A 19,732-nucleotide genomic window follows, 5' to 3' on the forward strand; every position below is an offset into this window, starting at 1 on the left:
AGACTACTGCGCCTCTTTCTTCAAAGAAATGGGGTTACTAGCAAGCTCTTCATCGATCTTATAGGCGACATAGTTTTTAGCCAGCTTGACTTCCAAGCCCTCGTTTAATCTTACTTTAAAAAAATTCGCTTCGGGCTTGATCACCTCACAGATGAGCCCCCCTTGAGAGACGATCTTATCCCCCTTTTGCAAGCCCTCTAACATTTCTTTATGTTTTTTGGCTTGTACGCGTTGGGGGCGGATAATGAGAAAATAAAAGATGGCAAAGAGCACCAGCAAAGGCAAGAGCGAAGTGAGAATTTCTTTAGTTTGACCCATATAACTCCCTTGTGAGATTCAAAACTCCGATTATAATAACTTTACTTAAGGCTTGGCTTTAAGATTTGGGCTTTTGATACATCAGCGTCAAATACAGCGTCCCTAACAGGCCTGAAACAAGCGAAGCGAGCAAGATAGCGACCTTAGAAACCTCCATCGCGTCTTTATTGTCAAAAGCCAAATTAGACATGAACATGGACATGGTAAAGCCGATGCCTGCGAGCATGCCCGCCCCTAGAATCTGCGCCCAACTCACCCCATCGGGGCGTTTGGCGATCTTAAACTTCTCAGCTAGAAAGGTAATGCCAAAAATGCCAATGGGCTTGCCCACCACCAGTCCCAAGATCACGCCCCATAAAATTTCATCCACATGAAAATTGAGATCCTTACTAATAGCCACTCCTGCATTGGCTAGCGCAAATAAGGGCATGATGAAGTAGGCGCTATAGGGGTGCAAAGCGTGTTCTAGGCGTTCTAGGGGGCTTTGTAATTTTCTAGTGGCGTCTTGCAAGGTGTAGAGAATGTCGCGTTGCTCTTGTTCTAGGGGTTTGTTGGTGCTGTGCGTGCTGGGGTTAAACGCGCTCTTAAAGTTTTCCACCATCGTGCTAAAACCCTGTACAGCCTGCTTGCGCTGGGTGATTTTAATAGGGATGGTGAAGGCCAGTGCTACGCCGGCGATGGTGGCATGAATCCCGCTATTGTGCGTGGTGATCCACAGCCCCACCCCTAAGAGCAAATACGCCCACAAATAGCGCACCCCTAGCATATTTAGCAACACCAACACCAGCAAAATCCCCCCCGATCCAGCCAGCCAAGCCATGTGTAAATTGGAGCTATAAAAGATCGCAATCACCACGATCGCGCCCAAGTCATCGGCCACGGCTAAAGTTACTAGAAAGACTTTGAGCGCAGGGGGGACGCGCTTGCCCAAGAGTAAAATCACCCCCAAAGCAAAGGCAATATCTGTAGCCATAGGAATCCCAAAGCCATGCGCGCTGGCTGTGTTGGCGTTCAAACTATGATAAATCAAGCCCGGGACAATCATACCCCCCAAAGCGGCGATCACAGGAAAGGCGGCTTTGGCAAACCCGCAAAGCTCGCCATAGAGCACCTCGCGCTTGATCTCCAAACCCACCAAGAGAAAAAACAACGCCATGAGCACATCATCAATCCATTGGTGGATAGAAAAACCAAAGAAATGTTCTCCCACCCTAAAGCCCACTTGGGTGTGCCATAACTCAAAATAGTAAGGGGCTAAAAAAGAGTTGGCATAGATCATCGCCCACACGGCGCTCACAAAGAGAAAAATCCCTCCAAAAGATTCGCTTTTGACGAAGTCTAAAAAAAGATTCTTGGGCGTTTGTGTCATCGCTGTCCTTCTTGAGAGATTATAAGGGGCGCACTTGCACGCCCGATTCTAACGCATAAATCAAAACCCCCTGTACTTGGCAATCCGGATAAACGCGTTGCACGCTTTGTTGGTAAGCTAAGATTTGTTGGCGGTGCTTATTTTGATAGCTCTCTCCACTCTTGTAATCCAAAATGCATAAACGCGCCGATTCACCCACAAGCATGTCCATTCTGATCACATGCCGTCCTGTTTTAAAAGAGAGTTCCACAGCAATATCGCCATGCAATAGAGCTTGAAACGCGCCTGTGTGCTCCAGGGTTTCTAGGCGCGCTAAAACCCGATCTATGTCCACCCCCTGAAAGCCATAATGATACCCTAAATAGTCTTTTAAAGCGGGTCTATCAATCCCATAACCATAGTGTAATTCTAACGCCTTGTGCAACGCCTCCCCAAACCGCAACGCCTCACTAGAAAAATGCGAATCCTCTTGTGTTTGTTGCAAGTGATCGTCCTGCCTCCCAAAGGCGCGTTGGCGATCTAGCAAAGCGGGGGTATCCTCTAGCAGGGGTGTGTGCGGGGGAGTGGGGCTAGGCACGATTGTACCCTTTTCTAAGGGCTGGAGTTGCAGGGATTCAAAAGCACTTTTTTCTGTCTGCTGCACAAGGATCAAGCTGTGTTTGGCGCGCGTGCATGCCACATAGCGTACATGCTTTTCTTCGGCACTCTGACGCTCTTTAAAGGCTTGCAAAGCTTGCGCATAGTCCAAATCAAAGTGTTCACGCCCCTTTTGGCGATAAAAAGGTGTCAAAGAGCCCTTTTGATAAAGGGTGAAAAACTTAGAAGTGTCTGCCTTGCTCCCTCCCAAAGGCTCGACCACGAGCACATGCCCAAATTCCATGCCCTTAGATTTATGGATCGTCATCACTTTAATCCCCTGTGCGCTTTGGTGGCTAAAGCCCAAATCCTCTTTTTCTAACACCTCTATAAAGCGCGTAGGGTCATGGTGGGCTAGGGAGAGTTCTAAAAAATGGCGCGCTGGAGGGCTATAGAGCTGAAAATGGCGCATGAGCGCTAGAACAAACCCGCCTAAATTGGCGTTGAATGTGGGGGCATCTAGAGAGGCGTTCAAGGGCAGACCTAGCAATTTGAGCATACACGCGCGGTGGTAGGGTTTGTGTTCTTGGGGGGCTAAAGCGTGTTTGAGCGCGTGCATTAAAATCTTAGCCTCTCTTTGGGCTAATAGATGGGTGTCTGTCTCGCTGATAATGGGTACGCCCCGCAGGGCTGGGGTGGCTTCTTGGGCTTCTAGCAGATGATCTTTAATACAGATCGCATCTTGGTTTTTAAAGCAAAGAATGGTGATCTCTGAAGGGTCTACGCGCTTTTGCAACAGCGCACACACTTCTTGAGTGAGGGTCTTTAAAAGATCCTCTTTGGGCGTTTGGCGCACTTTGACATAGCCTTCTTGGGCGTTTGGGCGCGCCTTTTGCGCGCTGTATTGATCCTTGAATGTTTTAGCAAAAGTGGTGTTGATAAAATCCAGTACGGCCCTATCGCTGCGATAATTGGTGTCTAGCTCATCGCTGGCAAATTCTGCGCATGCGCGCGTGAAAAGATCGCTATAACTCCCCCTAAAGCCATAAATGCTCTGCTTCACATCTCCTACAAAAAACACGCTCCGCTGGGCTAAATTCTGCCCCTTACCCGCTTTGATTTCATCAATCAGGGGTTTTAGAATTTGGTATTGCAACACGCTGGTGTCTTGAAACTCATCTACTAAGATATGGCTAATGCGGCTATCAAGTCTAAAATAGAAAAAATCTCTATCAAGCAGACTCCCCGCTAAAAGGGCATGCGCTTTGAGGGCAATGGCATTAAAATCCAATTGGGTAGGGCTGTGGGTATGGGCTTGATAAAGGCTTAGAAAACGATTCAAATCTTTAAACGCCAAAGACTCTTGAACTTGGTAATACAAGGCGATGTTCTCTTGCAAAGCTTGGAAATCAGGAGTTAAATCCTGCAGGGCATATTTTTTAAAGTAAAGGTAGGTTGCGCCCTCTATGATGGGTTTAAAAGATTTGAGGACTTCTTGGATAGAGGCACATTTAAGGGCATTTTGGGCGCGTGGGGTGCTCACCCGTTCTTTGATCTTGTCTTGGAGCGCGCGCGCTTGGTGTAGAATTTCTGCTTCAAGGGTGGCTATATCAGGGGTACTTAGGATTGTGGGAGGGATAACACTAATCCCGCTGTAATACAGCTCTAAAATCAAGCCCAACGCGTGAATGGCGTTAAAACTATCCCCAGTGTCCAAAATGCGCTGGCAAAAGCCCCGTAACGCGTGCATATCCCTAGCCTTGAGAGACAATAAAAAGCCTAGTAATTTGTCCTCCACGCTCAGATAACTCACCTTAAAGGACGCGCTCACTCCCACAAAGTAGCTAAACTTGCGCAAGACTTTTTGCAAAAACGCATCAATGGTCATGATTTGGGCATTGTCTTGCAAGAATTGCGCATAAACCCTAGGGACATGGTGGGCGATAGCGGGGGCTTCAAGGGCGTATTTTTGCGCCAACGCCTCCACAAGGGCGGCGTTTTTGTAAACCCCACCCCTTGGATCATTTTGAGCCATGCTATCAGCGCACAGATCTTCTAGGGCTTGGATGATGCGTTCTTGCATTTGCAAGGCTGCTTTATTGGTAAAAGTGAGCGCTAGGATTTCATGGGCGCGCGCGCCTTTCAATAACAACGCCACATAGCGCAACACCAGCGCAAAGGTCTTGCCGCTCCCAGCTGAGGCGCGCAACGCCAAATAGGCATTTTTACCAGCGGTGCCCATGCCTATCCCTTTTGCGCTTGCACTGCTTGTAAGCTCTTTTGAGCAATCTGAGTAATTTGATCCCATTGCCCCTTTGCCATCAAGTCTTGAGGGGTCAGCCACGATCCCCCCACACAGGCGACGTTCTCTAGGGCTAGATACGCGCCCATGTTCTCTAAGCTAATCCCCCCAGTGGGGCAGAATTGTACCCCCTTAAAGGGCGCGCTCAAGGATTTGAGCAATTTCACCCCCCCCACCGCCTCAGCCGGGAAGAGTTTGAGCGCGTCAAAGCCGTATTCTAAAGCCAACATCAATTCGCCCGCGCTTGCCACGCCCGGGATCAGGGGAATATCTATGCCTTGGGCTTCTTTGGCAAACTTGGCGTTGATCCCCGGGCTAATGGCAAAGCGCGCCCCGGCTTCTTTAGCTTGTTTGAGCATGGGGGCATTTAAAATCGTGCCCGCCCCCACAATCGCCTCGGGGACTTCTTTAGAAATCAAGGTGATCCCCTCTAGCGCGCCTGCTGTACGCAAGGTGATCTCTAAAATCTTAACCCCCCCTTTTAAAAGGGCATGGGCTAGGGGCACGCCTTGTTTGGGGTCTTGCAAAGTGATTACAGGGATTAACGGGCCGGTGTTTAAAATCTCTTTAGCTTGCATGGTGTTCTCCTCAATGTCCAAAACTGGTTGCCCCATTCTCTGCGCTGGTGGCTAAACTCCTAAAACCGGCAAAGAGTTCGCGCCCACTGCCCACATGGACGCGCTGTATCAGATCAGACTCTCTAGCCTCCCATTCTCTAGGTTCTACAAGCGCTTCTAACACCCCCTCTTGTGCGTCTAAAAGCACCTCATCGCCCTCTTGCACGCGTGCGATCGCCCCGCCTAGCAACGCCTCCGGGCTGATGTGGATGGCAGCGGGCACTTTGCCTGAAGCCCCGCTCATACGCCCATCGGTGAGCAAAGCCACTTGAAAGCCTTGATCTTGCAGAGTGCCTAAAATGGGGGTGAGTTTGTGCAACTCGGGCATGCCATTAGCCCGGGGACCCTGATAGGGCAAGACCGCGACAAAGTCGCGATTCAAATCCCCTTGCTCAAAACGATCTATAAATTCTTGTTGGGAGTGAAAGACTAAAGCGGGGGCTTGGATTTTTTGGTGTGCTGGAGCGACTGCGGAGATTTTGATCACCGCGCGCCCCAAATTGCCCTTTAAAGTTCTAAGCCCCCCGTCTGCACTAAAGGGTTCTTTTACAGGGCGCACGATATTGGTATCCAAACTCTCTAATACGCCCTCTTTGTAGGTGAGCTCACCCTCAAGCAAATAGGGGTTTTTGGTGTAGGCTTCCAGCCCAACTCCCATGATGGTCTGGCAATCCTCATGCAAAAGCCCGGCTTTTAGCAATTCACGCACCACGAACGCTAGCCCCCCTGCTGCTTCAAATTGATTTACATCGGCTTTGCCATTAGGATAGACGCGCGCCAGTAAGGGGGTGATCTGTGAGATCGCATCAAAATCATCCCAATTAATGATAATCCCCGCGGCTTTGGCGATGGCTACAAGGTGGATCGTGTGGTTGGTTGAACCCCCGGTTGCCATCAAACCCACCATCGCGTTGACAATATTCTTTTCAGAGAGCAACACCCCGATAGGTTGCACCTCTTTAGTCGCCATGTGTGTAGCGGCTGCTTTAACTAGCGCGTGCCTTAGGGAGGTGTTGGGGTGAATAAAGGCTGAATTGGGCAGGTGTAAACCCATTAACTCCACCATCATTTGGTTAGAGTTTGCCGTGCCATAAAAGGTACAAGTGCCCACAGAATGGTAAGACTGCATTTCGCTCTCCAAAAGCGCGTCCCTAGAAATCTTGCCCTGTGCAAACAGCTCCCTAGTTTTAGATTTTTGCGCGTTAGAAATCCCGCTAGTCATAGGACCTGAGGGCACAAAAATACTGGGCAAATGCCCAAAACTCAGCGCCCCTATCAATAACCCGGGCACGATCTTATCACACACGCCTAAATAAAACGCCCCATCAAAGACATTATGAGAAAGCGCGACCGCGCTGCTCATCGCGATCACATCGCGCGAAAACAAACTAAGCTCCATACCCTCATAGCCCTGTGTGATCCCATCACACATCGCTGGCACTCCCCCGGCAAATTGCGCGCTCAAACCATGTTTAGCCAGCTCTTCTTTGATCCAATCCGGGTAAGTTTTAAAAGGCTGGTGGGCAGAGAGCATGTCATTGTAAGCTGAGACAATGGCAAAATTGCGCCTTTTGGTGTCCTTGATTGTCTCTTTGAGATGATCGGGCAGGCTGGCATAGGTGTGGGCTAAATTGGCACAACCCAAGTCCTTACGGGCGATCTTGCCCCGATGCGCGGCGATGCGCTCTAGGTAAGCTTGGCGGGTGGGTTGGCTGCGTTCTATGATAATTTTTGTAACATGTTCTAGGGCTTTTAGTGCCATGGGCAATCCTTATATGTGTAGTGTGTGTCTAAAGTATGCTATCTTTTTGGTAAAAGTATCCTATACATAAAGGATTTAGATGCGCGAAGGCCGTTTTATTTTGCTGGGCGCAACGGGGGATTTGGCTTTACGCAAGATCTTCCCCGCCCTGTATAGGGCTTATCAAGATCAACGACTGACCCCCAGTATCTTAGCTACGAGTCGTTCGCGCCTCAGCCAAGCGGAGTTTTTACAAATCTTAGACACCAAGTCAAAACCTCATCTAAAAAATCTTGATTTGACATTATGGGAAAGTTTTACCCAACACATTGAGTATGTGGCGATGGACTTGACCCAAGCGCAGGATTTCAGGGTGCTTACAGCCCGCCCCCTCCACCCTAACACGATCATCTATTTCTCCATCGCTCCGGAGTTTTTTGCCACCACTTGCGCGCACTTAGCCCAAGTGGGGCTGAATGCCCCCCAAGTGAAGATCGTGCTAGAAAAGCCCCTAGGGGTGGACCTGCACTCCGCGCGCGCCATCCACAAGAGCATCGCCCAGCACTACCAAGAAAACCAAATTTATCGCATCGATCACTATTTGGGCAAACAGAGCGTACAAAATCTCTTGCATCTGCGCGCCTCTAACCCACTCTTGCAAACCCTTTTGCATAGAGATCATGTCGATCATGTCCAAGTGAGCGTGTGCGAAACTTTGGGGGTGGAGAGTCGGGGGGGCTTTTACGATCCTATGGGGGCGTTGCGCGACATGCTCCAAAACCACATGCTCCAAATGCTCACCTTGCTCACCATGCCCTTGCCCTCAAACCTAAATGCCTCCTCTATCCGTCAGGCTAAACTCTCTTTACTCCAAAGCCTCAAACCCCTAGAGAATAAAAACTTGGCTAGTCAGGTCATCCGTGCCCAATACAGCGCAGATGGCGCGCTTGCAGGCTATCGTCAAGAACCCCATGTCAATCCTAACAGCCAAACCGAAACCTTTGTCGCGCTCAAATTAGAGATCGATCGCCCTGAGTGGGCGGGCGTGCCCTTTTACTTGCGCACGGGCAAGCGCATGGGGAGTTCTTTTGTGGAGGTGGTGGTTAGCTTTAAGGGGGGTGCTCCCCTTGTCTTTAGGATACAGCCCAACCCCGCCATTTCTCTAAATCTGCATGCCAACACCCCCCTTGTGTTGCAAAGCACGCTAGAGAGTGGCATGGACGCTTACCAACGCCTCATCTTAGACGCGTTTGACTCCAATCAGAGCGCGTTCAACCACCAAGACGAATTAGAAGCCGCTTGGGTGTGGCTCGATCCCATCTTGCAAGCATGGCAGGCAGACCAAACCCCCTTGTATTTCTACCCAGCGGGGAGTTTTGGACCACAAGAAGCCTTTGAACTTTTAGAAAAAGAGGGGCGTGCGTGGTTTTGAATTTTTTTGAACTTGCCAATAAGGGCACTCCTCAAGGATACCTAGAGGATTTTGGATGCCATGCTAGCGCATTCATAAATGATCTAGATCATCGCCATGCCAGAGAGCATCACCAAATCCATATCGCCTTTTCAGGGGGCAAAAGCCCGATCCCCTTTTTAGAGTATATGGCAGGATTTAAGCGGTGGGATAGCTACACACTGAGTTTAGTAGATGATCGCATTGTCCCCCCCGATCACGAAGATAGCAACGCGTCTTTGATCCATAGACATTTTTTAGACAAGGTGCGCTCTAAATTTAACATTGAAGTGCCCTTTAGCCCCTTGGTAACAGATGCTAGCCTACCCCCTGAGATGATCTTAGCAAAAGCCCTAGAGAATTATCAACAACCCGATTTAGCGCTGCTTGGCATGGGCTTGGATGGACACACCGCCTCGCTGTTCCCCGATGCCCCTGAATACGAGCACGCCCTAAGCACCACAGATCCCCTTGTGCTCACCACGCCTAAGAGTGCCCCCCACAAACGCATTAGCATGAGTTTGCACGCCCTGCAGAGTTGCCAAGAAACTTGGTTGCTCATCTCTGGGGAGGAGAAGCGCAGGGTTTTTGAGGAGGCTGCTAAGGGGATCAACCCCAAACTTCCCATTTCTTTTATTCTACATTCTAAAAAGGTACTCTGTAATGTCTTCTACACTCAATAAAACTTACCCCCGCCTGCTTGCCGACATTGGAGGCACAAACGCGCGTTTCAGCTTAGAGGTCGCTCCTGAACGTTTGGAGCATACGGAAGTCTTCCCCTGCCAAGAGTATAACACTGTAGTGGATGCGATCAAGGCCTATTTAGCCAAGACCAATAACCCCCCCGTCAAACACGCTGCCATCGCCATTGCTAACCCGGTGGTGGGCGATTGGGTGCAAATGACTAACCATCATTGGGCGTTTTCCATTGAAACCACCCGCCAAGCCCTGAAATTTGATGTATTAATTCTCATCAACGACTTCACCGCCCAGGCCTACGCCCTCTCCAAGCTCAACGCTGAAGAATTATTGCAAGTGGGAGGGAGCGCGTGTGAGTTGCACGCACCCAAATTGGTGCTAGGTCCAGGCACAGGGCTAGGGGTGAGCGCGCTCATTCCTTGTTGTGATGGCTCTTACACAGCCTTAGCCGGAGAGGGAGGGCATGTGAGCTTTGCGCCCTTTGATGATACCGAGATTATGATTTGGCACTACGCGCGCAAGAAGTACGGGCATGTTTCTGCTGAACGCTTTTTGAGCGGGGCGGGGTTAGTGCTCATCCATGCGGCTTTAGCCGACAGAGAGGGAATTGGTTCTATCCAGATGACCCCTGAGCTCATTAGCCAACAGGCTTTAAGTGGTAAGTCTCCCCTATGCCGTTTGACTTTAGACATTTTTTGTACCATCTTAGGTACGGTGGCTTCTAACATGGCTTTGATCTTGGGAGCACGCGGAGGGGTGTATCTCTCTGGGGGGATTATCCCGCGCTTTATTGATTATTTTAAGACTTCCCCTTTCCGCCTGCGCTTTGAGAACAAGGGGCGTTTTGCTGCCTACTTGGCCGCCATTCCTGTTTATGTGGTGCTCTCTGAATATCCGGGTTTAAAGGGTGTGGCTGTGGCGCTAAACAACCATCTCAAGGCGCATCTATGAGTTTAACGACTCTGCACGCATTTAAGGCCTTAGAAACACATTTTCAAGATTTGAAACACGCGCACATGAAGGACATGTTCGCGCGCGATCCACAACGCGCCACGCGCTATTTTCTCAAAGTGGGGGATTTGTCTTTAGATTATTCCAAGAATCGTATTGATGATGAAACCTTGAAGCTTCTCAGAGACTTGGCCGAAGAATGCGCCTTGAAGCGCAAGATTGAAGCCATGTTTTCTGGAGAAAAGATCAACACCACAGAGGGGCGCGCGGTGTTGCATACGGCTTTGCGCAAGCAAACCCAAGAACCTGTTATGCTAGATGGGCAAGATGTGATGCCCAAGGTGCGCGAGGTGCTCGCGCGCATGGCAGATTTTAGCGATGCCTTGCGCTGTGGGCGTTGGTTAGGTTATACCAATCAAATTATTACAGATGTGGTGAATATTGGCATCGGGGGCTCGGATTTGGGCGCGTTGATGGTGTGCAAGGCTTTAAAGCGCTACGCCCACCCGCGCTTAAATATGTACTTTGTTTCCAATGTGGATGGGATTCAAATCCAAAGCGTGCTAGATAAAATCCACCCAGAAACCACGCTCTTTATTGTCGCTTCTAAGACTTTTTCTACCCAAGAAACCTTGACTAACGCGTTGAGCGCGCGCGCGTGGTTTTTAGCCCATGCCCATGATGAAACCCACATCGCCAAACACTTCGTAGCGCTCTCCACCAATAAGCAGGCCGTGCAAGCTTTTGGGATTGACACAAATAACATGTTTGAGTTTTGGAACTGGGTGGGGGGGCGTTATAGTTTGTGGTCGGCGATCGGGCTTTCTATCATGATCTACTTGGGCAAAGAGAATTTTTACGCGCTTTTGCAAGGGGCTTTTGAGATGGATCAGCATTTTAAAAACGCGCCCTTTGAGCATAACATGCCCGTGATCTTGGCTTTACTAGGGATTTGGTATGTGAATTTCTTTGATGCGGGCAGCCACTTGATCGCCCCTTATGATCAATATTTGCGCTATTTTCCTAGATTTATCCAACAACTAGACATGGAAAGCAATGGCAAGCGCACCACTTTAGGGGGGGAAGTGGTGGATTACGACACCGGGCCCATCATCTGGGGGGATATTGGGATCAACTCCCAACACGCCTTTTTTCAACTGCTCCATCAGGGCACGCATTTAACCCCCATTGATTTTATCGCCTCTTTGAGCAAGGAGGGCAATTTGCCCGGCCACCATGAGATTTTACTCAGCAATGTCTTTGCCCAAGCAGAGGCGTTTATGAAGGGCAAGGATTATAAAGAGGCCTATACCCAACTTCTAGAAAAGGGCATGCCCGATACGCAAGCGCGCGCGCTCGCCCCTCACCGCGTGTTCTCGGGCAACCGCCCTAGCAATATGCTCTTGCTCGATGCGATCACGCCCAAGAGTATTGGGAGTTTGGTCGCGCTTTATGAACATAAAATTTTCGTGCAGGGGGCTATTTGGGACATCAATAGTTTTGATCAATGGGGCGTGGAATTGGGCAAGGAATTGGCTAAAGATATTCTAACCCAATTGCGCGAGGGGAGCGCGCAAAACCCCCATGATAGCTCCACACAACACTTAATCAATCTTTATAAAACCTACAACAAAGGAGTTTTGCATGCAGACTAAGAGTAATACTTTTGCCCTGGCCAGCCTGACCGCGCTGTTTTTCATTATGGGCTTCATCACGGTGCTTAACGATGTACTGATTCCCCATCTGAAGAAGATCTTTGAGTTGAGCCATTTTGAGGCAGCGTTGGTGCAGTTTTGTTTCTTTGGGGCCTATTTTATCACGGGCGGGCCCTTTGGGAAATTGTTAGAAAAAATTGGCTATCCTGCTGGGGTAGTGGGGGGCTTTTTGCTCACTGCCTTGGGCTGTATCCTCTTTTACCCGGCCGCTTCTACGGCTTCTTACCCCATCTTTTTAGGCGCGCTCTTTATTTTGGCCAGTGGGGTCGTGCTTTTGCAGACGGCGGGCAACCCCTTTGTAACTCTATTGGCCCCAGGCAAAGAAGCCACCGCGCTCACTCTCGTGCAAGCCTTCAACTCCCTAGGTACCACTGTAGGGCCGCACTTTGGAGCGCTTTTAATTATTTCTGGCACGGCTGAAGTGGTGGACAAAGCCAAAGAAGCCCAATCGGTGCAAATCCCCTACTTGATCATTGCCGGGGTGGCAATTTTGTTAGCGGTGGTGTTCTACTTGTTGAAATTACCCGATGTACGCGAACGTGCGGAACAAATTAGTGAAGAAAATCATGATGGTAAGCAGAGTATGTTTGAATACCCCCATCTAGTGCTAGGGGCATTGGCGATCTTTTTTTATGTGGGCGCGGAAGTCTCCATCGGGAGTTTCTTAATCAACACGATGGAAAAAGTGTCAAACTTGGATGCCAAAACCGCCACCCAATACATCAGCTACTACTGGGGTGGAGCGATGGTGGGGCGCTTCATTGGAAGCGCTATCATGGCCAAGATCGCGCCCAATAGGTGTTTGGCTTTCAATGCGATCATGAATGTGATCTTGTTGGTGCTAGCCATTGTCTTGGACAACCACACTACAACCTATCTCTTGCTAGCAATCGGGTTTTTTAATTCCATCATGTTCCCCACTATCTTCTCTCTAGCAACCAAGAGTTTGGGCAAATTCACTAGCCAAGCTTCTGGACTCATCTGTATCGCCATTGTGGGCGGGGCACTCGTCCCTCCTGTGCAAGGGCTTGTTGCCGATTACATGGGACTTATCATCTCCTATCTCGTGCCCATGGTCTGCTACTTCTACATCATCTTCTTTGCCCTTCAAGGCTACAAGGTCGTAACAGACAAAGAGCACCTCTAGGTTAAAAAAGGGGGGGTTAATCTTTCAGCATCTGCCACAGCTGGGTTTGATCCATAACGGGGATGCCCCGTTCTTGGGCGCGCTCTAACTTGCTTCCCGGATTGTCCCCATAAATAAGTAAATGGGTGGCCGCGCTCACGCTGCTTTTCACACATGCCCCTAAACTTTCTAAACGCGCGCTCAAGGCCTCTCTAGAGACACTAAAAGTACCTGTCAACACGATGTTTTTTTGATTGAAAAAAGAAGACTCTTGTGCAAGGGTACTAGGAGGGGTGGGTTCTAGCAGGTGCAATAATTGGGCGATGAGATCGCGATTTTCATGCATGAATTGCTCTAACGCGTTAGCCATCTTGTGCTCAAAGCCAGGCAGGGCTTTAAAATCTTGCGCGCGTTTTGTAAACACCTCTAACCCGAAGGCTTGGGCTAAGGCTTTGCTTGCCCCCTTGCCGATGTGCTCAATCCCTAAGGCGTTGATTAAACGCCATAACGGGGCGTGCTTGGTGTTGGCAATGGCATCTAGGAGATTTTGGGCGCGTTTGTGTTTCCAGCCCTCTAGGGTGAGCAAGGTTTCTAGATTGAGCGTATAAAGGTCAGTGATCCCACCAATACACTTTAATTCTAGCAGTTGCGCCACCACCCTATCCCCCAATCCGGCAATATCCAAACCATGTTTAGAGGCAAAATGTACAATTTTTTCCTTGAGTTTGGGGGGGCAGTGGGGGTTAGGACAAAACAAGGCGCGATCTCTGTAGGAGAGGTCGCATGCGCAACGATGGCAATAGGGTTTATATTCTAAAACCCCTTCACACACCAAACAATGCGTACTGAGGGTATTTCTGCCATATTTACGCATAAAGGCATGGCAGGTGGGGCAGAAGTTGGGCTTGTTTTTCAGGAGTAAAGACATCTTGCACGCGGGGCAGTGGTTGAGTTCTTGTTGGGCTAGGAGAGTATCACATGCAGGGCAGTGGGTGGGGGGGATGATGGGGGTTTGCGTGCCATCGCGCAGATGGGTTAAAGGCTTGATGAGTTTAGGAATCACATCCCCACTTCTAACCACCACCACCATGTCATGGAGCATAAAGCCCCTTTGCTGAATTTCGGTGTAATTATTGAGCGTGGCTTTAGAGACTCGCGCCCCATCAAGCACTATGGGCTCTAAAATCGCCACTGGAGTGATCGCCCCTGTACGCCCGATTTGGGGGGATACCCCTAAAAGTTTAGTGTGCTTTTCTGTGGCGGGAAATTTGTAAGCGATCGCAAAGCGGGGGGCTTTGAGGGTGAATCCTAACTTGACTTGCAACGCGAAGGCATCGACCAAAATCACCATGCCATCCATGCCCACCTGTGCATGCGCGCGTTGGGCGTGTAACTCTGTATAAGCGCGTTCGATCTCTGCAAGATTGGTGCATGTTAAAAAGCGCGTGGGTAAAAAACCATCGCCCATGATCTCTTCCATCATGGTTTTAAAGCTGGGGCTAGTGGGTTGACAACGCCCCAAGCCCCAGGGCATAAAGGTGAGTTTGCGCGCCGCGCAAATTTTAGGATCGAGTTGGCGCAAACTCCCCGCTGCGGCATTTCTAGGGTTGGCAAAGAGGGGTTGTCCTTGATGGAGGCGTTCTTGATTCAATCTTTCAAAATCAGCGCTCTCAATGACCACTTCCCCGCGAATTTCTAGGGGTCCTGTGTAAGCAATGCGTAAAGGGATGGAGGGGATGGTCTTGGCGTTGTGAGTAACAAGCTCCCCTTCAATCCCATTCCCCCGCGTGGCAGCACTCACTAATTTTCCCTGATGATAAAAGAGATTGAGCGACACCCCGTCGAGCTTGGGCGAACAGGTGAAACTAGCATGGGGGTAAACTTTAAAAATGCGCGCAAGCCATGTTTGTAAACCCTGCGTGTCAAAGACATTATCCAAACTCCACATGCGCTCTAAATGGGTGTGTTTGGGCAAATACGCGAGCAAAGCCCCGCCCACGCGCTGGGTGGGAGAATGCTCTAAAAGATGCTCTGGGTGGCTGTGTTCGTACGCTTGTACCTGTTGGTAGAGGGTGTCGTACTCCCAGTCGCTGATGAGTGGGTCGTCTAACACGTAGTAGTGGTAAGCGTATTGACAGAGTCGCCCCACACAAACTTGGTAGTCTTGAAAAGTTTGTATCATTTCCCAGTCTTTGCTATAATTGCAAAATTATAGCGGACTTTCATTAAGACAAAGGATGAGCTTGATTAGCGATGTGGACACCACGATCTCTTTGCATTTGAATAACGAGGCGCAGTTTTTGTGCTTCACTTTGAGCGATGATAGCAATAACGATGCCGAACTCTATGGCATCAATATTTTTAAAATCCGCGAAATCATTTACTATGATGGGGATGTTACCGAAACGATGGGGGGCAATGATAGCATGATGCTAGGGTTTTTGACCATTAGAGGGGAGTCTGTACCCCTAATTGACATCAATCGCTGGCTTCACTACGACCCTAATAACCCTCATAGAGATTTGAGCGATGCGTCTATCCAAAGTGAGGAAAATTTGGTCATTGTGTGCGAATTTTCTAGCTATGTGGTGGGCTTGAAAATCTTTGCCATCAAGCGTATTGTGCACAAGAGTTGGGGGGATGTGAGCGTGGGGGATAGACAAGGTTTTGGCGCGGGGGCTAAGGTGAGCGCGATCACGCGTTTTGAGCAAGATCGCGTGATCCAAATCTTAGATGTGGAGCGCATGCTAGTAGACACCTTTCCAGATCTGCAAGAATTGGATTATCTCAAAGCGCGCTTTGTGGAGGCGATCAAGAGCGATAAGCTGATCTTCATCGCGGAGGATTCTCAAGTGGCCATGAAAAGCTTAGAGAAGATTGTAGAAAATCTCCATCTCAAGTACGAGTCCTTTCCCGATGGCAAAGCCTTACTCAAACGCCTCTTTGAAGACAATATGATCGATCAAGTCGGGGCGATCATCACCGATTTAGAAATGCCCATTATTTCCGGCTTTGAGGTGCTTAAACGGATCAAAGAGGACGCACGCACCAAACACCTCCCCGTGATCATCAATTCTTCTATGAGCAGCGAGTCCAACAAACAGCTCGCCGACTCTTTACACGCCGATGGCTTTGTGATCAAATCCCATCCTAATGAAATTCAAGAACTCTTGCACGCGTATTTACAAGTCTGAATAAAAGGAAATGCATGTTGAGGACGCATTTATGTGCCCAAGTGGACGTAGCGTTGCTGGGGCAAAAGGTAGAATTGTGCGGGTGGTGTCATAATTATCGCGACCATGGGGGGGTGATCTTCATTGATTTGCGCGATAAAAGCGGGTTGGTGCAATTAGTGTGCGACCCCAATTCGCCCGCCTATGCGCAAGCAAATGCCGTGCGCCATGAATTCGTCTTGATCGCGCATGGCACTGTGCGCTTGAGAGGGGAGGGTTTGGAAAACCCCAAGCTCAAGACGGGCAAATTAGAGGTGGTGTTGACGCATTTATGCATTGAAAACAAGAGTCTCACCCCCCCCATTGCCATTGGGGATTTTAGCGTCAATGAGGATTTACGCCTGCAATACCGCTTTTTGGATTTGCGCGCCCCTAGAAGCTATGAGATTTTTAAAATGCGTAGCTCTGTGGCTAAGGCGGTGCGCGATTGTTTGGATTCTTTAGACTTTTTAGAGATAGAAACCCCCATGCTAGCCAAAACCACCCCTGAAGGGGCTAGGGATTTTCTCATCCCTAGCCGTGTGCACGATGGGGCGTTTTTTGCTTTGCCCCAAAGCCCACAGATTTTTAAACAAATTTTGATGATCGCGGGCATGGATCGCTATTATCAAATTGTCAAATGCTTTAGAGATGAGGACCTACGCGCCGATCGCCAGCCCGAGTTTACCCAAGTGGATGTAGAAATGAGTTTTTGCACCCAAGAAGATGTTTTAGAGGTGGCAGAAACCCTGCTACAAGCCGTCTTTAAAAGCGTGGGCATAGAGGTTGCTACCCCCTTTAAACGCCTAGACTACATGGAAGCGATGGAGAATTACGGGAGCGACAAGCCCGATCTGCGCTTTGAGCTGCCTCTTGTAGAAGTGGGTGATCTCTTTGTGGATTCTAACAATGAGATTTTTAAAAGCATCGCTAGCGATCCTAAGAAGAATCGCTTTAAAGCCTTGCGCGTGCCCGGGGGCGACACCTTAAGCCGCAAATATCTAAGCGAGGCGGAGAGTTTTGTACGCGCCTTTGGGGCACAAGGGCTAGCCTATATCCAGCTCAAAGCAGAGGGGGCTAAGGGGCCTTTGCTCAAATTCATCAGCCCAGAGGGCTTACAAACCCTTTTAGCGCGCACGCAAGCGCAAGTGGGCGATCTGATCTTCTTTGGCGCGGGGGCTAAAAAAATCGTCTGGGATTACATGGGGCGTTTGCGCTTAAAGCTCGCCCAAGATTTAGGGTTGATTGACACTAATGCCTTTAATCTCTTATGGGTGGTGGACTTCCCCATGTTCGAACAAGCAGAGGGCAAACTCAGCGCCGCACACCACCCCTTCACCATGCCCAAGAATTTAGAAAGCGAAGATTTAGAAGACATGCGCTCAATCGCCTATGACATCGTGCTCAATGGGGTAGAATTGGGCGGAGGGAGTGTGCGTATCCATCAAGAAGAGATTCAAGCCAAGGTTTTTGAATTGTTAGGCATTAGCCCCCAAGAAGCCCAAGAGAAGTTTGGCTTCTTCTTAGAAGCCCTTAAATACGGCGCACCCCCGCATGGGGGCTTTGCGCTGGGCTTAGATCGCCTTGTAATGTTGCTAGCCAAAGTGCCCAGTATCCGCGATGTGATCGCCTTCCCCAAAACCCAAAAAGCCACCTGTTTACTCAGCCAAGCCCCTAGCCAAGCCTCTGAGGAACAACTCAGAGAATTGCATATCCGTTTAAGAAACCCTAAAAGGAAACATTCATGAAAAATCTATTTTTAATCATCGGCGCGCCTGGAAGTGGCAAAACCACAGACGCACAACTCATCGCCCAGCGCAATAGCACTAGCATGGTACACTACTCTACTGGCGATCTCCTGCGCGCTGAGATCGCTAAAGAAAGCGAGCGAGGCAAGCGCATCGCGCAGTTCACCCACAAGGGCGATCTTGTGCCCCTAGACATTGTGATCGACACGATCATTAGCGCGATCAAGAACGCGCCTAAGGACATTATCATCATTGATGGCTATCCACGCAGTGTGGAGCAAATGCAGGCTTTGGATCGCGTGCTCAAAGCCCAAGAAGAGGTGTGTTTGCAGGGGGTGATTGAGGTCAAGGTGAGCGAACCAGTGGCTAGAGAGAGGGTTTTAGGGCGCTCTAGGGGGGATGATGACAATCTAGAAGTCTTTGACAAACGCATGCAAATCTATTTAGAACCCTTAGAGAATATCCTAGACTTTTACAAAGCCCTAGAAGTGCACCAAGAGATCAATGGGGAACGAGGCATTGAGGAGATCGTCAGCGAAATAGAACAACACATCAAAACCACTCTATAAGGACAAGAATGCAGATTCAACACATCAAAACCGGCAAAAACCCCGATGCGATCCATGCGATCATTGAAATCCCCTATGGCTCAAAAGTGAAATACGAAGTGGATAAGGACAGCGGCGCGGTGGTGGTCGATCGCGTACTCTACCCCTCTATGGTGTATCCGGCCAATTATGGCTTTGTGCCCCACACTTTGGGGGGCGATGGCGACCCGGCCGATATTTTGGTGCTCAATGAGGACCCTCTGCAGGCAGGGAGTGTGATCAAATGCCGCTTGATTGGGGTGCTCTTTATGGAAGATGAGGGCGGGGTGGATGAAAAGCTCCTAGCCCTACCGGTAGAAAAAATCGATCCGCGTTATGCCAAAATCCAAAGTCTAGAGGATTTGCCTCCCATCACTTTAGAGAAGATCAAACATTTCTTTGAGACTTACAAGGATTTAGAAGCAGACAAATGGGTCAAGGTGAAGGGCTTTGGGAATAAAGCCCAAGCTAAAGAGGTGCTAGAAAGGGCGATTCAAAACCACCAACCCTAAATATATAGGGGGGCGCTGGTTACCCCCCGTTCTCGTAGTTCCCCGCACTTTTTAACTGATCACTGACTTTACTTAAAACTTTCGTTATAATCCTGCCCTATGGCGCACATGGTGGTCTGCTTTGGGTCATTTGGAGAATAAGACTTAGAGCTTAGGGTCGGGGGGATAGTGGGTGATCCTCCGGAAAGGAGATCGCCATGCAAAAAATGCTGATAATTCTAGCGTTGATGGTACTCTTCACCCATACCGCGCAACGTCTTCAAAGCATTCCGCTTTTCGTCGGCTCGCCTCCGCTAAAGCGAACGCCCCCTTTGGGGGCAGTTGCGCTAGGATTATTGTGCCATAAGTTTTTAAATTTTGCGCTGATTCCCTGTTAATTTTTTAGTTATAATTGCGTCTTATGGCGCACATGGTGGTCTGCTTTGGGCTATTTGGAGAAACGGCTTAGAACTTATCTTTTAGGCTTGTGGGTTGGTGGGGATAGTGGGTGATCCTCCAGAAAGGAGGCACACCATGCGCTTAATGCTAATCTTAGCGGTGTTAGTGGTTCTAGCCCAACCACTTCACTAAGCAGTGAATGCCCGGGGGCAACGCCCCTTGGGCACCGCTAGGATTATTGTGCCATAAGTTTTTAAATTTTGCGCTTAGGCAAGCTTTCAGTTTAAGGCAAGCTTTCAGCTTGCTTCCCACAAACTCTTTAAAAGGGCGATAAACCCCGGTTGTTTGTTTTTCAAAACTCTAAACGAGTCTAGCAGGTGCAAGAATTGATCGCGGCTTAAACCATAGACATCGCGCGCGATGAGAATGTC

15 protein-coding genes are annotated in these 19,732 nt (G+C 49.4%); 9 read left to right on the top strand and 6 right to left on the bottom strand.

Going from position 1 to position 19,732, the window contains the following annotated elements:
- Positions 1-3: 3 nt before the first annotated feature.
- From yajC to edd, 5 genes are read right to left on the bottom strand one after another with little or no spacing between them, the layout of a single operon-like run.
- Positions 4-318 (bottom strand): preprotein translocase subunit YajC, encoded by a 315-nt coding sequence (gene yajC, locus EAO38_RS06280; RefSeq protein ID WP_121022167.1) that lies wholly within the window; start codon positions 316-318, stop codon positions 4-6.
- A gap of 58 nt (positions 319-376) precedes the next feature.
- A complete protein-coding gene (nhaA, locus tag EAO38_RS06285) occupies positions 377-1,687 on the bottom strand; it encodes a sodium/proton antiporter NhaA (RefSeq protein WP_121022169.1) in 1,311 nt (436 codons plus the stop codon).
- A 19-nt stretch (positions 1,688-1,706) separates the two neighbouring features.
- The gene (locus EAO38_RS06290) at positions 1,707-4,505 is read right to left on the bottom strand and encodes a RecB-like helicase (RefSeq protein WP_162982710.1); all 2,799 of its coding nucleotides are present in this window, start codon (positions 4,503-4,505) and stop codon (positions 1,707-1,709) included.
- 2 nt (positions 4,506-4,507) lie between these two features.
- Positions 4,508-5,143, bottom strand: a complete 636-nt coding sequence (locus tag EAO38_RS06295; protein WP_121022196.1) for a bifunctional 4-hydroxy-2-oxoglutarate aldolase/2-dehydro-3-deoxy-phosphogluconate aldolase — start codon at positions 5,141-5,143, stop codon at positions 4,508-4,510.
- A gap of 10 nt (positions 5,144-5,153) precedes the next feature.
- Positions 5,154-6,944, bottom strand: coding sequence for a phosphogluconate dehydratase (gene edd / locus EAO38_RS06300; protein WP_121022173.1), 1,791 nt, complete (start codon positions 6,942-6,944; stop codon positions 5,154-5,156).
- A gap of 79 nt (positions 6,945-7,023) precedes the next feature.
- On the opposite strand from edd, the gene zwf reads away from it, so the two are divergent.
- Genes zwf through EAO38_RS06325 form a run of 5 tightly spaced genes read left to right on the top strand, consistent with a single transcriptional unit; the run spans position 7,024 to position 12,885 of the window.
- The gene (gene zwf / locus EAO38_RS06305; protein WP_121022175.1) at positions 7,024-8,355 is read left to right on the top strand and encodes a glucose-6-phosphate dehydrogenase; all 1,332 of its coding nucleotides are present in this window, start codon (positions 7,024-7,026) and stop codon (positions 8,353-8,355) included.
- Positions 8,346-9,056: a 6-phosphogluconolactonase gene (pgl, locus tag EAO38_RS06310; protein ID WP_235852545.1), complete on the top strand. Its 711-nt coding sequence runs from the start codon at positions 8,346-8,348 to the stop codon at positions 9,054-9,056. The genes zwf and pgl overlap by 10 nt, the downstream gene beginning before the upstream one ends.
- A complete protein-coding gene (locus EAO38_RS06315; protein WP_121022177.1) occupies positions 9,037-10,023 on the top strand; it encodes a glucokinase in 987 nt (328 codons plus the stop codon). Before pgl ends, EAO38_RS06315 begins: the two co-directional genes overlap by 20 nt.
- Positions 10,020-11,678, top strand: coding sequence for a glucose-6-phosphate isomerase (pgi, locus tag EAO38_RS06320; RefSeq protein ID WP_121022180.1), 1,659 nt, complete (start codon positions 10,020-10,022; stop codon positions 11,676-11,678). Before EAO38_RS06315 ends, pgi begins: the two co-directional genes overlap by 4 nt.
- Positions 11,668-12,885, top strand: a complete 1,218-nt coding sequence (locus EAO38_RS06325; protein WP_121022182.1) for a sugar MFS transporter — start codon at positions 11,668-11,670, stop codon at positions 12,883-12,885. The genes pgi and EAO38_RS06325 overlap by 11 nt, the downstream gene beginning before the upstream one ends.
- Before the next feature lie 16 nt (positions 12,886-12,901).
- Here the strand turns inward: EAO38_RS06325 and ligA are convergent, their stop codons facing one another.
- The gene (ligA, locus tag EAO38_RS06330; protein ID WP_121022184.1) at positions 12,902-15,046 is read right to left on the bottom strand and encodes an NAD-dependent DNA ligase LigA; all 2,145 of its coding nucleotides are present in this window, start codon (positions 15,044-15,046) and stop codon (positions 12,902-12,904) included.
- A 61-nt stretch (positions 15,047-15,107) separates the two neighbouring features.
- Between ligA and EAO38_RS06335 the strand changes: the two genes are divergently transcribed.
- The 4 genes from EAO38_RS06335 to ppa are packed head-to-tail and all read left to right on the top strand — an operon-like array spanning position 15,108 to position 18,923.
- Positions 15,108-16,058, top strand: coding sequence for a chemotaxis protein (locus EAO38_RS06335; protein WP_121022200.1), 951 nt, complete (start codon positions 15,108-15,110; stop codon positions 16,056-16,058).
- Positions 16,059-16,075: 17 nt separating this feature from the next.
- Positions 16,076-17,824: an aspartate--tRNA ligase gene (gene aspS, locus EAO38_RS06340; RefSeq protein WP_205588362.1), complete on the top strand. Its 1,749-nt coding sequence runs from the start codon at positions 16,076-16,078 to the stop codon at positions 17,822-17,824.
- On the top strand, positions 17,821-18,393 hold the full coding sequence (locus EAO38_RS06345; RefSeq protein ID WP_121022188.1) for an adenylate kinase: 573 nt from the start codon (positions 17,821-17,823) through the stop codon (positions 18,391-18,393). The genes aspS and EAO38_RS06345 overlap by 4 nt, the downstream gene beginning before the upstream one ends.
- Positions 18,394-18,401: 8 nt before the next feature.
- The gene (gene ppa, locus EAO38_RS06350; RefSeq protein WP_121022190.1) at positions 18,402-18,923 is read left to right on the top strand and encodes an inorganic diphosphatase; all 522 of its coding nucleotides are present in this window, start codon (positions 18,402-18,404) and stop codon (positions 18,921-18,923) included.
- Positions 18,924-19,732: the final 809 nt, after the last annotated feature.

The organism is Helicobacter vulpis (genome assembly GCF_003660395.1).
GTDB classification, from domain to species: domain Bacteria; phylum Campylobacterota; class Campylobacteria; order Campylobacterales; family Helicobacteraceae; genus Helicobacter; species Helicobacter vulpis.

Coding starts and splice junctions, on each gene's coding strand:
- EAO38_RS06345 (WP_121022188.1), top strand. CDS start 17,821: ATGAAAAATCTATTTTTAATCATCGGCGCGCCTGGAAGTGGCAAAACC.
- pgi (WP_121022180.1), top strand. CDS start 10,020: ATGAGTTTAACGACTCTGCACGCATTTAAGGCCTTAGAAACACATTTT.
- yajC (WP_121022167.1), bottom strand. CDS start 318: ATGGGTCAAACTAAAGAAATTCTCACTTCGCTCTTGCCTTTGCTGGTG.
- edd (WP_121022173.1), bottom strand. CDS start 6,944: ATGGCACTAAAAGCCCTAGAACATGTTACAAAAATTATCATAGAACGC.
- ppa (WP_121022190.1), top strand. CDS start 18,402: ATGCAGATTCAACACATCAAAACCGGCAAAAACCCCGATGCGATCCAT.
- nhaA (WP_121022169.1), bottom strand. CDS start 1,687: ATGACACAAACGCCCAAGAATCTTTTTTTAGACTTCGTCAAAAGCGAA.
- ligA (WP_121022184.1), bottom strand. CDS start 15,046: ATGATACAAACTTTTCAAGACTACCAAGTTTGTGTGGGGCGACTCTGT.
- EAO38_RS06315 (WP_121022177.1), top strand. CDS start 9,037: ATGTCTTCTACACTCAATAAAACTTACCCCCGCCTGCTTGCCGACATT.
- EAO38_RS06295 (WP_121022196.1), bottom strand. CDS start 5,143: ATGCAAGCTAAAGAGATTTTAAACACCGGCCCGTTAATCCCTGTAATC.
- zwf (WP_121022175.1), top strand. CDS start 7,024: ATGCGCGAAGGCCGTTTTATTTTGCTGGGCGCAACGGGGGATTTGGCT.
- EAO38_RS06325 (WP_121022182.1), top strand. CDS start 11,668: ATGCAGACTAAGAGTAATACTTTTGCCCTGGCCAGCCTGACCGCGCTG.
- EAO38_RS06290 (WP_162982710.1), bottom strand. CDS start 4,505: ATGGGCACCGCTGGTAAAAATGCCTATTTGGCGTTGCGCGCCTCAGCT.